Here is a 12,463-nt window from a genome sequence, read left to right on the forward strand (position 1 = left end):
ACCTTGGCCGACACCGACACGATCGCCGACCACTGCGACGCGTACCCGCCCTGGTGCTCCAGCACCATCTTCACCGATCGCTCCCGGACCTCTGGGGAAAACTTGCTTGCTCTGCTCATGGCTCCATCTTCTCAAGTAATGGAGCCTCCGGGGTTCCCGGGGCGGTTCAAGGCGCGTTGTTCGGATGATGAGCTTCCAGTTGGCTTCTCAATCGAAGCCAAGCAACAGGCAAGCCTTGAACAAGGCGATCTCAAACTTCTCGGCGTCCCAAGGCAAACTCAGGTTTTGACCCGGCCACCGACCGCCATCCTGGTGCGGTGTTCGCGCCGGTTGCGTGACCCTAGGCGGCATGGCTGCCGCCTAGGAGCCTCCACGGATGGATTCACGGCGTGTCCCGCAAGCGGCAAGGGCACCGCGCCCTCGACTCACCAGGCGTTCGATTCAAGCATCTGCACCCGGGCCGCTACGACATCTCACGCAATCACGCCGCAGCCGCCAACCGCGGCCGGCGCACATCCAGCCGGAACACTGCCACCGCTTCGCTCAGTTCCACCGCCTGCTCTTCCATTGCGCGCGCGGCAGCGGAGGCCTCTTCCACCAGCGCGGCATTGCGCTGGGTGGTTTCGTCCATGTCGTTGACGGTGCGCGCCACCTGTTCGATCCCGGCCGACTGTTCGCGCGAGGCGGCGGAGATCTCCGCGATCAGGGTGGTGACCTGCTGTACCGATTGCACGATGTCCTGCATCGTGCGCCCGGCCTGATCCACGCGTGCACTGCCGCGCTCGACGCTCTCCACCGAGGCTTGGATCAACTGCTTGACCTCCCTGGCGGCACCAGCCGAGCGTTGTGCCAGCGCGCGCACTTCCGAGGCCACCACGGCAAAGCCACGCCCCTGTTCGCCGGCACGCGCCGCTTCCACCGCCGCGTTCAAGGCCAGGATGTTGGTCTGGAACGCGATACCGTCGATGACGCTGATGATCTCTGCGATCTTCCGGGACGAGCCTTCGATCTCGCCCATGGTGTCGACCACGCTGGCGACCATCTCGCCGCCGCGGCCGGCGATTTCGGCCGCCGCCTGAGCGCCACGGCTGGCCTGCTGCGCGGTCTCGGAATTCTGTCGCACGGTGGAGGTCAACTCCTCCATCGAGGCAGCGGTTTCCTCCAGATTCGCGGCCTGCTGTTCGGTGCGCTGGGCGAGGTCGTTGTTGCCGGCGGCGATTTCCGCCGACGCGGTGCGGATGGTCTGCGCCGCCAGCGTGATGTCGCCAACGATGTCGGTCAGGCGCTGCACGGTGGCATTGGCGTCGTCGCGCATCCGCGCAAACACGCCCTGCTGATCGCCATGCATGCGCGCAGTCAGATCGCCGTCGGCGATGGCCTTGAGCAATTGCGACAACTCGGCCAGGTTGTGGTCCACGTTCTGCATCAACCCATTGAGACCGCTCACCATGCCGCGAAACTCGAATTGATAGGCATCGGCGTTGCCGCGGGTGGCAAAGTCGCCGGCGGCCGCGGCATCGACCAGGCCGCGGATTTCGCCGTTGATTGCGGCCAGATTGCGCTTGGTGGTGTCCATCGCCTCGGTAATCTGCGCTTTCTCGCCCGGCAGGCGTGGCATGTCCACCGACATGTCGCCCACCGCGTAGTGCTGCATCACCTGCAGCATGGTGCCGATCAGGTCCACTTGCGCACCGATCAAACCATTGGTGTCGTCGACCATGCGCCCGTAAGCGCCCGGAAACACCTGCGCATCCATGCGATAGCTCATCTGCCCGGCCTCGTGGCGCTGCGCCATGTCGGCCTGCGCGGTGGAAACGTCGGTGAGCGTGGTGACGACCTGACCCATGGCCTGGCCCAGCAGGCCGATTTCATCGCGATTGCTGACCGTCGCACGCGCCGACAGGTCGCCCGCTGCCACCAGACGTGCGGCATGCGCGACATTCTCGATCGGACGCACGATCGAACGCCGGATCCACCAGCCCAGCGCCGCCACCAGGCACACCGCCGCAACGATGGTGGCGACTGCCGAGTACACCAGTTTGTGCTGCGCCGACTGCGAGCTGGCCAGCACTGCCGCATCGGCCAGCACCTTGCTGCGCTTGACCAGCGCTTCGAGCGTGTTGCTGGGCGCGCGATCCTGGCCCTTGACCAGTTGGTCGCCCACCTGGGTGTCGTACCCGGCCGCGGCGAATTTGCCCAATGCCGCTTCGTAGTTGGCCTGCAGGCCCAGGTGGGCGGTGGCGAAATCCTGCGCCAGCGAGCGCACCTGCGGATCCTTGGCCTGACTGGCCAGCGCTTCGGTACTGGCCTGCACCTTCCTGCCCTGCTCGCGGAAGGCGCTCAAGTGCTTGTCCAGTTGCGCCGGATCGCGCCCGCGGATCAGCACGTTCTTCCATTCCTGCACCTGCAGGCGGAAGTTGCGGGTGATTTCTTCGCTGGCGGAGGCCTGTGCGACCTCCGCCGGCACCTTGCCCGACAGACTCAGCCAGGCCGTGCCCAGACCGCCGAGCGCGCACAACAGGATGACGCACAGGCCCAGCGCAAGTGCGCCCAGCAGTTTGCTTTGCAGGCTGACGAACTTCGGCATGGAGGCGGACATCGGGAATCCAGTCGTATGGGATATGCGGGTTATCGACGATTTGGCGACAGTCTGAAGCGCCCCCCGGCATCGCAGGCCGCGCCGTTGGCCCGCACAAGCTGGCTCTTCCTTGCCTTCCACACCCGTCATCGCAGCGCCCGACCATCGTGCCGATGGCACGCAGGCCGTATCCTCCCGCGCATGAACGACCCCGCTTTTCCCATCTCAGCGCTGCTGCCGCAGCTGCGCGACAGCCTGATCGCTCACCCGCGCCTGGTACTCGAGGCCCCACCGGGCGCCGGCAAGACCACGCAGGTGCCATTGGCGCTGCTGGATGCGCCATGGCTGGCCGGACGCAGGATCGTGATGCTGGAACCACGTCGTGTCGCCGCGCGCAGCGCTGCGCTGTTCATGGCGCGCCAGCTCGGCGAGACGGTCGGCGAGACGGTGGGTTACCGCATTCGCTTCGAGAACAAGACCTCCGCGCGCACCCGCGTCGAGGTCGTCACCGAAGGCATCCTGACCCGGATGATCCAGGACGATCCCATGCTGGAAGGGGTCGGCGCGCTGCTGTTCGACGAGTTCCACGAACGCCACCTGGCCGGCGATCTGGGCCTGGCGCTGGCGCTGGACGTGCAGGCGCAGGTGCGCGAGGACCTGCGTATCGTGGCGATGTCGGCCACGCTGGATGGCGAGCACCTGGCCGGCTTCCTGGATGCGCCGCGGCTCAGCAGCGCCGGGCGCAGCTTCCCGGTGGAGATCGCGCACTTCCCGGCGCGCCGCGACGAGACGCTGGAGCCGCAGGCGCGGCGTGCGGTGGAACATGCGCTGGCCACCCATCCCGGCGATGTGCTGGTGTTCCTGCCCGGCCAGCGCGAGATCGTACGGGTGCAAGCGGCCCTGGAGGATGTTCTCGACCCGGTCGTCCAGGTGCTGCCGCTGCACGGCGAGTTGTCGGTGGAGGCGCAAGGCCAGGTGCTGCAGCCCGACCCGCATGGCCATCGCCGCGTGGTGCTCGCCACCAACGTGGCCGAGTCCTCGGTCACGCTGCCGGGCGTGCGCGTGGTGATCGACAGCGGCCAGGCGCGCGAACCGCACTACGATCCCAATAGCGGATTCTCCCGGCTGGATGTGGTGACCATCGCACAGGCCTCGGCCGATCAGCGCGCCGGCCGCGCCGGACGCGTGGCCAGCGGCTGGGCGTACCGGCTGTGGCCGCAGTCGCAGCGGCTGGAACCACAACGGCGCGCCGAGATCACCCAGGTCGAGTTGGCCGGCCTGGCGCTGGAGCTGGCTGCCTGGGGCAGCGATGCGCTGCGCTTCGTCGATGCACCGCCGGTCGGTGCGCTGGCCGCTGCGCGCGAATTGCTGCAACGGCTGGGCGCCCTCGCCGAAGGTGGCGGCATCACCGCACTCGGCCGCCGCATGCTGGCGCTGGGCACGCACCCGCGCCTGGCGGCGATGCTGGCCCAGGCCGGCGCCGCGCCGCGGTTGGCCTTGGCCTGCGACCTGGCTGCGCTGCTGGAAGCACGCGACCCGTTGCGCCAGGGGGGCGATGGCCTGGCCGCGCGCTGGCGGGCGCTGGCCGCGTTTCGCCAGGGTCGCAGCGGGCCAGACGCCCATCGCAGCGGCCTGGCTGCGATCGACAGCGCCACCAAGCAATGGCGCCGCCGGCTGCGCTGCGACACGGCACCACCCTCCAGCGTGGAGGCGCATGCCCTGGGCGACCTGCTGTCGCATGCCTTTCCGGACCGCATCGCCGCCCGCCACCCCGCCGACCCGCTGCGCTATCTGCTCGCCAACGGCCGCAGCGCGCGCCTGTTCGATCACAGCGACCTGCGCGGCGAGCCCTGGCTGGTGGCCAGCGAGCTGCGCTACGAAGCCAAGGATGCGCTGCTGCTGCGGGCCGCCCCCGTGGACGAGGCGTACCTACGCCGCAGCCTGCCCGACCGCTTCGTGCAGCAGGACGTGGTGCTGTGGGACGCGGACAAGCGCGCCCTGGTCGCACGCCGGCAATCCAGCTTCGACCGCATCGTGCTCGACAGCCGACCCGCCGGCCGTGTCGATCCGGCACAGGCAGCCGGCGCGCTCACCGATGCGGTGCGCCAGCTCGGCCTGGAGGCCTTGCCCTGGACCGATACCCTGCAGCAGTGGCGTGCGCGCCTGCTGTCGCTGCGCACGTGGATGCCCGAGCTGGCGTTGCCCGATCTGTCCGACACCGCGCTGCTGGCGACACTGGACGACTGGCTGCGCCCGGCCTTCGCCGGCAAGACGCGGCTGGACGCGCTGGACGAAGCCGGCCTGGGCGAAGCCCTCAAGGCTGCGTTGGCGTGGGAACATCGGCAGGCCATCGATCGCCTTGCGCCCACGCGTGTGAGCGTGCCCTCGGGCATGGAACGCCAGATCAGCTACGCGCTGGACCACGCCGGGCAGCCGCTGCCACCGGTGCTGGCGGTCAAGCTGCAGGAATTGTTCGGTCTGGCCGAAACCCCGCGTATCGCCGACGGCCGCATCCCTCTCACGCTGCACCTGCTCTCACCGGGCGGCCGCCCGTTGCAGGTCACGCAGGATCTGAAGAGTTTCTGGGCGACGACCTATCCGGACGTCAGGAAGGAAATGAAGGGGCGGTATCCGCGGCATCCCTGGCCGGACGATCCGTGGACTGCGTCCGCCACCCATCGCGCAAAACCACGCGGCACCTGATGTGAGCCCCTCTCTCGTCGGGAGAGATAAGGGGTTGGGACGAGGGTGCGAATGGGAGGCGGTGGAGCAGACAGCCTCGCCCCGCATCATTACTTAACCGCAACCCAAACAAGCCCGAGCACCGCTAACACCGTCTATACGCAATAGCCCACAGACTGCGCACCACGTACTCAGAAAGGAAACGCCCCCAATGAGCAAGCTGACTGTCATCACCGAACGCGCCCTGGAGCGTGCCCTGGAACTGGCAGGCAATGCCGGCGACCATCTGCGGCATGCCGCCTCCAATGCAGGCGATCAGGCTCGCCACGCAGGTCATAGCCTGCGCAGCTTCGGCCCCGGCGCCAGTGAGTGGCTCAAGACGGGCGCTGCCTTGGGCGCCGTGCGCACCGGCGGCAAAGTCGCCACCAGACTGGTCAAGCGTAACCCCGCCGTGACGGTGGCCGCTGCGGTCGCCGGCCTGGGCTTGATCGGTTATGCGGTGTACCGCAAGCGTCAGCGCGATCAACAGGTGCTCGGCGGCAACGTCCATCGTCTGGACCGCGAACACGCCGGCAACGCCAACGCCCGCCGCGCGGCCTATCAACGCCGCAATGCAGTGACGCCGAGCGACGGCATCGAGTAAGCCCTGCAGGTCGTTCTATTTGTCCGGATTCGGGAGTAGGCATTCGGGATTCGCAAAGGCGGGTCCTGCCTACGGCCCGATGCAATGCCGAACAGCTTTGGCGATTCATGCTCTAGCCGCATTCTTTTGGGGTCTCGCCAGGTGGCCCCCAGCCCAATCGTGGCCCTGCACGCGCTCTCTCGCGCCGGTCCCGTCGCCTCCCGATGTCCGGCGTCGGCCTCCGCTGGCGCTGTCACCTAGCTTCGAACGAAACCGCGCATCGCCTGCTCCCAGTGGCGCAAGCGGTGCGCGTCGGCCGTTGCAGTATCGAGACCCACGGCAGGCCTCCATCCGCCGATCGACGGAGCGATCAGGGCACACCCGCAGATCGCGCCAGTTCGCCCCTGTCGCAAGCGACAGCGGCGCAGCCTCGCGCACGTGCAGCGTTGGCGCGCCGCCGCTCAGCGGCGTGCGCGGGGCGGCCGTGGCAAGGGGCTGCCCTCCTGACGCCATTGACCGGGGGCCAGGGTGTCCAGGCTCCACCCACCGATGGCCACGCGCACCAGTCGCAACGTGGGCAGGCCGACTGCGGCGGTCATGCGCCGCACCTGGCGGTTGCGGCCCTCGCTGATCTGCACTTCCAGCCAGGCATCGGGCACGGTCTTGCGCGCGCGGACCGGCGGATCGCGTGGCCACAGGGTCGGCACGGGATCGAGCCGGCGGATCACTGCGGGGCGGGTCGGGCCGTCGTTGAGCAAGACACCCTGGCGCAATACCTGCAGTTGCGCTTCCTGCGGATCGCCTTCCACCTGCACCCAATACGTCTTGGGCTGCTTGTGGCGCGGGTCGGTCAGCCGATGCGCCAGTGCGCCATCGTCGGTCAATAGCAACAGCCCTTCGCTGTCGTGATCCAGGCGGCCGGCCGCGTAAACATCCGCAGGCAGGCCGAACTCGGCCAGCGTCCGCCTGGGCGGCTGCGAGCGATCGCTGAACTGCGACAACACGCCATAGGGTTTGTTCAACAGCACCAACATGGACATCCTGTTGCGAACACCGCATGCGGCGATGGAGTGGATCCCTTACCACGCATTCGACGCAGACAACGCCGACATGGCGCGAAAGCGCCAGGCCAGCAGCGTTATCGACGCGTGTCGCGCGCCGGAACTCCCGCATGCCGCCGCAGCGGCATGCGGGCACAGCGTCATTGCTTGACGAACTTCAGCGTCATGCGGTCGCTCTCGCCGATCGCCTTGTACTTGGCATCGTCGGCGGCATCGTGGCTATTGCTCGGTGGCAATGTCCACACGCCACCCGGGTAGTCCTTGGTGTCGCGCGGATTGGCATTGACCTCGCTCTTGCCGGCCAGCTTGAAGCCGGCTGCCTCGGCCATCGCGATCACCTGTGCCTGGCCCACGTAGCCGCTCTTGTCGTCGGCCGGCACGTCGGCCTTGGCGCGATGCTCGACCACGCCGAGCACGCCGCCCGGCTTGAGGACCTTGTAGAAGCCGGCAAACATCGCCTCGGCATTGCCGGCCATGCGCCAGTTGTGCACGTTGCGGAAGGTCAGTACCAGATCGGCCGAGTTATCCACGCCGAACGAGGGTGCCTTGGGCACATACGAAACGAACGAGGGCTTGCCGTATACCTCGGGCTTGGCCTTGAGCTTTTTTTCCAGCTCGTCGCGCGCACGCTGCGCATAGTCGCGCGCGCGGCCCTCGGGCACCGACGCGGGGTCGACCACGGCCGCCACGTACTTGCCCTTCTCGCGCAGGTAGGGCGCCAGGATCTCTGCATACCAGCCGCCGCCCGGGGTGATTTCGATGACGGTCTGGGTGGGCTTGATACCGAAGAACGCCAGCGTCTGGCCAGGATGCCGGTACGGGTCACGCTGCACATAGACGCGGTCGCGCCAGCTGCCGTCGACAGCTGCCTGCAGCGCTGCATCGGGCGCCGGCAGGCTTGCGCTATCGGCCGGTTTCATCGCCATCGCCAGCGGTGCGGTCATTGCCACCATCACGCTCATCACACCTGCACAGGCCAGCCTGTTGCGGATCATCGCAGCGCCCTCCTCGAAAAAAGTAGCGCGAGCCTAGCATGCGGTTCGCCGTCTGCCATGTGCCCGCAGCGCACCGCAGACGCAGCATCCGCACGCGTGTGGCGGGCGACATGTTCAGATCCTGTGAGCCGGCGGTCGCGATCGGCGGAACGCTGAATCCACATCCATGTCACACGCAGCGACAACCTGCATGACTATCCTGTGGGCAGTTCGAACCAGGAGCATCCACCATGACCCATTCCCGTGCATTGGGCCGCTCCGGCCTGCAGATCAAACCCATCGTCTTCGGCGGCAACGTGTTCGGATGGAGCGCCGATGAAGCGACGTCCTTCGCGTTGCTCGATGCCTTCGTCGATGCCGGCTTCAACCTGGTCGATACCGCCGACGCCTATTCGGGATGGGTACCGGGAAACCACGGCGGCGAATCGGAAACCATCATCGGTCGCTGGCTGGCGCGCAGCGGCAAGCGCGACAAGATCCTGATTGCGACCAAGGTCGCCAAGTGGAGCGAGCACCCCGGGTTGTCGCCGGACAACATCGCCGCAGCGGTCGACGACTCGCTGCGGCGCCTGCAGACCGATGTGATCGATCTGTACCAGGCGCACGAAGACGACGAGTCGATTCCGCTGGAAGCCACGCTGGCCGCATTCGGCCGCCTGATCGAACAAGGCAAGGTGCGCGCGATCGGTGCGTCCAACTACAGCGCCGCGCGCCTGCGCGATGCGCTGGATATCTCCGAGCAGTACACGCTTCCGCGCTACGAAAGCCTGCAGCCCGAATACAACCTCTACGACCGCACCGGATACGAAGCCGAGCTGGAGCCGCTGGTGCGCGAGCACGCGCTTGGGGTGATCAGTTATTACTCGCTGGCCAGCGGCTTTCTCACCGGCAAGTACCGCAGCGCCGACGACGCCGGCAAGAGCAGCGCGCGCGGCGCGTCGGTGGTCAAGCAGTACGTCAACCCGCGCGGCCTGCGCATCCTGCAGGCACTGGACGATGTAGCCGCCAGTCACAAGGCGACGCCTGCGCAGGTTGCACTGGCCTGGCTGATCGCACGTCCCAGTATCACCGCTCCGATCGTCAGCGCCACCAGCGTGGAGCAGCTGCACGACGTGCTGGCCGCCGCGCATCTGTCGTTGAGCGCAGAGCAGGTCGCGCAACTGGACGAGGCAAGCGCGGCAACCTTGGCAGGCTGAGGCCCCGACCGGCCCACACCATTCCCGCGCAGCCGCGCCGTCGGCTGCGTCTCCGCCGCGCATGCGCGGCTCCCCATGCGAGAACCCCCTATGACATCGATCACCAATCGCCGCATCGTGCTGGCCTCACGCCCGCAGGGCGAACCCAGCGCCGACAATTTCCGTATCGAAGAGGTCGCCCTGCCGCCCACCGGGCACGACCAGATCCTGGTGCGCAACCGGTTCCTGTCACTGGATCCCTACATGCGCGGACGCATGGACGATGGCCCGTCCTACGCCGCGCCGGTTGCCATCGATGCAGTGATGGAAGGCGGTACCGTGGGCGAAGTCATCGAATCGCATCACGCCGATTACCAGGCCGGCGATCTGGTGGTGCTGGCCGGTGGCTGGCAGACCCACGTGCTGCTCACCCCGTCCACCCCGCTACGCAAGCTGCCCAAGGACGACAAGCTGGCGCCGAGCACTGCACTCGGCGTCTATGGCATGCCCGGCTTCACCGCCTATGCCGGCCTGCACGAGATCGGCAAGCCGCAGGCTGGTGAGACCCTGGTGGTGGCAGCGGCCAGCGGCCCGGTCGGCGCCACCGTGGCGCAGCTGGCGCGGTTGCAGGGCTTGCGCGTGGTCGGCATTGCCGGCGGCGAGGAAAAGGTGGGTTACCTGCGCGAGGCAGTGAAGGTGGACGTGGCGCTGGACCACCGGGCCGAGGACTTCGCCGAGCGGCTGCGCGCGGCCACGCCCGATGGCATCGATATCTACTTCGAGAATGTCGGCGGCAAGGTCTTCGATGCGGTACTGCCGCAACTCAACGACTTCGCCCGCATTCCGGTCTGCGGCGTGATCGCCACCTACAACAGCCGCGGGCAGGTGCTGCCGGGTCCGGATCGGCTGCCCGAGTTCATGGGCCTGGTCCTGCGCAAACGGCTGACCGTGCGTGGCTTCATCCAGCACGATTTCATTCGCCTGATGCCGGCCTTCCTGCGCGAGATGGGCCAGTGGCTGCGCGAGGACAAGATCCAGTATCGCGAGCACGTGCTGCATGGGCTCGACAGCGCACCGCAGGGTCTGATCGATGTGTTGCGCGGCAAGAATTTCGGAAAAGCCGTCGTCGCACTGGACTGACTGCGCACATGATTCCCCATTCCCCCACTCCCAAAGGAGCGCCATGACCGTCCCCGCATTCGGCCTCGGCACCTTCCGCCTCAAGGATCAGATCGTCATCGACTCGGTGCGCAACGCGCTTGAGCTGGGCTATCGCGCGATCGATACCGCACAGATCTACGATAACGAGGCGCAGGTCGGTCAGGCCATTGCCGCCTCTACCGTTCCACGCGATGCGCTGTACATCACCACCAAGATCTGGGTCGACAGGTTCGATCGCGCTGCACTGATCGCCAGCCTGCAGGAAAGCCTGCGCAAGCTCGGTACCGACCATGTCGATCTCACCCTGATCCACTGGCCCTCGCCGAAGGATCAGGTGCCGATGCGCGAGTATCTGGAAGCATTGGCCGAAGCGAAACGTCAAGGCCTCACGCGCGCGATCGGCGTGTCCAACTTCACCATTGCATTGATGAAGCAGGCCATCGAGATCCTGGGCGCCGAGGCGATCGCCACCAACCAGATCGAGGTGCATCCTTACCTGCAGAATCGCGCTTTGATCGCTTTCCTGCGTGAGCAGGGTATCCACGTCACCTCCTACATGACCCTGGCCGTCGGCGAGGTGCTGAAGGATCCTGCGATCCTGGCCATTGCCGCACGCCACCACGCCACGCCCGCACAGGTGGCGCTGGCCTGGGCACTGCAGCAGGGATATTCGGTGATTCCTTCATCGACCAGGCGTGCGAATCTGCAGAGCAACCTCAAAGCGCAGGAGTTGCGCTTGAACGACCAGGACATGGCCGAGATCGCGGCGCTCGAGCGTGGACAGCGCCTGGCGAACCCGCAGGCGATTGCGCCGGACTGGGACTGACGCGCCGCGGCTGGGCAGTGCATCGCTGACTTCAGGTGGTTGCATGTTCCCACTGCCGGCGTGACACCCGGCATGGCTGGATGCAAGCAACGGCATCCCGCCAGCCGGCGTGTGCAGCCGGCGCGTCCGGTCGTGCCTGCCTGCGCGCAAACGATAGTGACGACCGCTCGTCGTCGCGCGCTGGTGAGCGGCAACCCTGCCCTGCTACCGTGCCGGCACAGGGGATGGCCTCGCTCACGGGAGTCCTAGCCATGCACAGCACAACCGTTCCGACCCGCCGCGATGTCGATGCAGAAATCGCGTATTGGCACACGGTCCATGCCGACGGCCACCTGGGTGGCTACGCGTTTTCCGACTACGCCCGTCTGTTGATGCTGGGTTATGACGTCTACCTGGCCTATCCGCGCGCCAGCGAAGCACAGCTGTATCGCGTCCTGCAGGAGGCGTATTACCGTGCGCAGCCGATCCTGCCGGTGCCATGGGACCAGGCGCGCTGGATCGTGCGCCACGCCTGGCGACATATGGAAGATGCCGGCGCGGTGCATTGAGGCCGCTCGTGGCTGGGCGGAGCAGGCGCCAGCGGCAATCCGCGCAGCGTCCACATCGCCGGGAGCGAGCCAGCTGACGCCGTGGCGCGTCCATCGACGGCGCCGGGCGAAGTATTGGACGAATGCGATCGCGCAATCAGCACGGATCCCGGGCAGGTCTTGCTGCCCGCACCCGCTCCGCAGAGCCCCAGCATTCGGCCGAGCTCGGCTCGCCCGCCCTCAGCTGCACCGCATCTGGCGGAGAAGAGGCAGCCCCCTGGCTCAGTTCAACGGCCCGGTCGCCAGCGCCTGCCGATCGATACGGTGTTTCTCCGCCAGCGCCTGCATGCCCTGCAGCGTCGATGCGATCAGGCTGGCATAGCGCAAGCGCCACAGGTCGGCGCGGTCGTGCGCGTCATCGGTGCTGCCCAGGCCATCGAGGACATGCGGCAGACGGCGGTCCGCCAGCGCCGACGCCGCCAGGTACGGCTTGGCCGGCGCGATCACGTCCACCGGCGCCCGCCAGTCGCTGGCGACATGCCGGGCGATGCCGGCCAGATGCGACAGCTGGTGCATGCCGATCAATGTCTCGTGCAGCATCTCGCGGCAGGCCCATTGCCATAGCGCCACCTTTTCGGATGGATCCTGGGCGATCTCGGTCAGCGCCAGATCGACCTTTTCGATTCGCGAGTCGCGCATTGCTGAGCTCCGATGCTGCTTTGCAACATAATTCACACCATCCGCCGTGAGAATCAAGTGAGCCAGGCGTTCAAATGACGTGGGCATCTGGATGCTCGACCCATTTCACGGTTTGGTCGCCCCCGCACAGCCGCGAC

The 12,463-nt window shown here is 67.1% G+C and carries 11 protein-coding genes; 7 read left to right on the forward strand and 4 right to left on the reverse strand.

Annotation, left to right across the window (positions count from 1 at the left end):
• Positions 1–481 precede the first annotated feature (481 nt).
• A complete protein-coding gene (locus LL964_RS19530; protein ID WP_167395459.1) occupies positions 482–2,599 on the reverse strand; it encodes a methyl-accepting chemotaxis protein in 2,118 nt (705 codons plus the stop codon).
• Positions 2,600–2,779: 180 nt separating this feature from the next.
• On the opposite strand from LL964_RS19530, the gene hrpB reads away from it, so the two are divergent.
• Complete coding sequence (hrpB, locus tag LL964_RS19535; RefSeq protein ID WP_104588906.1) at positions 2,780–5,281, forward strand: ATP-dependent helicase HrpB; 2,502 nt, start codon at positions 2,780–2,782, stop codon at positions 5,279–5,281.
• A 190-nt stretch (positions 5,282–5,471) separates the two neighbouring features.
• A complete protein-coding gene (locus LL964_RS19540; RefSeq protein ID WP_104588907.1) occupies positions 5,472–5,903 on the forward strand; it encodes a hypothetical protein in 432 nt (143 codons plus the stop codon).
• 440 nt (positions 5,904–6,343) lie between these two features.
• On the opposite strand, the gene LL964_RS19545 is transcribed toward LL964_RS19540, so the two are convergent.
• On the reverse strand, positions 6,344–6,916 hold the full coding sequence (locus LL964_RS19545) for a pseudouridine synthase (protein WP_104588938.1): 573 nt from the start codon (positions 6,914–6,916) through the stop codon (positions 6,344–6,346).
• Between LL964_RS19545 and LL964_RS19550 the strand changes: the two genes are divergently transcribed.
• Entirely contained in the window at positions 6,915–7,094 is a 180-nt protein-coding gene (locus LL964_RS19550; RefSeq protein WP_146092455.1) for a hypothetical protein, read from the forward strand. The genes LL964_RS19545 and LL964_RS19550 overlap by 2 nt on opposite strands.
• Here LL964_RS19550 and LL964_RS19555 read toward each other — a convergent pair.
• Entirely contained in the window at positions 7,084–7,938 is an 855-nt protein-coding gene (locus LL964_RS19555; RefSeq protein WP_104588908.1) for a class I SAM-dependent methyltransferase, read from the reverse strand. The two genes, LL964_RS19550 and LL964_RS19555, sit on opposite strands and share 11 nt — an antisense overlap.
• 230 nt (positions 7,939–8,168) lie before the next feature.
• On the opposite strand from LL964_RS19555, the gene LL964_RS19560 reads away from it, so the two are divergent.
• The 4 genes from LL964_RS19560 to LL964_RS19575 all read left to right on the forward strand — a co-directional run bounded on the left by LL964_RS19560 (position 8,169) and on the right by LL964_RS19575 (position 11,648).
• On the forward strand, positions 8,169–9,134 hold the full coding sequence (locus tag LL964_RS19560; RefSeq protein WP_104588909.1) for an aldo/keto reductase: 966 nt from the start codon (positions 8,169–8,171) through the stop codon (positions 9,132–9,134).
• A gap of 90 nt (positions 9,135–9,224) precedes the next feature.
• Complete coding sequence (locus LL964_RS19565; protein WP_104588910.1) at positions 9,225–10,253, forward strand: NADP-dependent oxidoreductase; 1,029 nt, start codon at positions 9,225–9,227, stop codon at positions 10,251–10,253.
• 43 nt (positions 10,254–10,296) lie between these two features.
• Positions 10,297–11,100 (forward strand): 2,5-didehydrogluconate reductase DkgB, encoded by an 804-nt coding sequence (gene dkgB / locus LL964_RS19570; RefSeq protein ID WP_104588911.1) that lies wholly within the window; start codon positions 10,297–10,299, stop codon positions 11,098–11,100.
• A gap of 251 nt (positions 11,101–11,351) precedes the next feature.
• Positions 11,352–11,648: a hypothetical protein gene (locus LL964_RS19575; protein WP_104588912.1), complete on the forward strand. Its 297-nt coding sequence runs from the start codon at positions 11,352–11,354 to the stop codon at positions 11,646–11,648.
• Between the two features lie 261 nt (positions 11,649–11,909).
• On the opposite strand, the gene LL964_RS19580 is transcribed toward LL964_RS19575, so the two are convergent.
• Positions 11,910–12,326: a hypothetical protein gene (locus LL964_RS19580; protein ID WP_167395460.1), complete on the reverse strand. Its 417-nt coding sequence runs from the start codon at positions 12,324–12,326 to the stop codon at positions 11,910–11,912.
• Positions 12,327–12,463 lie beyond the last annotated feature (137 nt).

The organism is Xanthomonas melonis (assembly GCF_020783655.1).
Lineage (GTDB): Bacteria > Pseudomonadota > Gammaproteobacteria > Xanthomonadales > Xanthomonadaceae > Xanthomonas > Xanthomonas melonis.

Coding starts and splice junctions, on each gene's coding strand:
- LL964_RS19540 (WP_104588907.1), top strand. CDS start 5,472: ATGAGCAAGCTGACTGTCATCACCGAACGCGCCCTGGAGCGTGCCCTG.
- LL964_RS19530 (WP_167395459.1), bottom strand. CDS start 2,599: ATGTCCGCCTCCATGCCGAAGTTCGTCAGCCTGCAAAGCAAACTGCTG.
- LL964_RS19575 (WP_104588912.1), top strand. CDS start 11,352: ATGCACAGCACAACCGTTCCGACCCGCCGCGATGTCGATGCAGAAATC.
- LL964_RS19555 (WP_104588908.1), bottom strand. CDS start 7,938: ATGATCCGCAACAGGCTGGCCTGTGCAGGTGTGATGAGCGTGATGGTG.
- LL964_RS19545 (WP_104588938.1), bottom strand. CDS start 6,916: ATGTTGGTGCTGTTGAACAAACCCTATGGCGTGTTGTCGCAGTTCAGC.
- LL964_RS19560 (WP_104588909.1), top strand. CDS start 8,169: ATGACCCATTCCCGTGCATTGGGCCGCTCCGGCCTGCAGATCAAACCC.
- LL964_RS19565 (WP_104588910.1), top strand. CDS start 9,225: ATGACATCGATCACCAATCGCCGCATCGTGCTGGCCTCACGCCCGCAG.
- LL964_RS19580 (WP_167395460.1), bottom strand. CDS start 12,326: ATGCGCGACTCGCGAATCGAAAAGGTCGATCTGGCGCTGACCGAGATC.
- dkgB (WP_104588911.1), top strand. CDS start 10,297: ATGACCGTCCCCGCATTCGGCCTCGGCACCTTCCGCCTCAAGGATCAG.
- hrpB (WP_104588906.1), top strand. CDS start 2,780: ATGAACGACCCCGCTTTTCCCATCTCAGCGCTGCTGCCGCAGCTGCGC.
- LL964_RS19550 (WP_146092455.1), top strand. CDS start 6,915: ATGGACATCCTGTTGCGAACACCGCATGCGGCGATGGAGTGGATCCCT.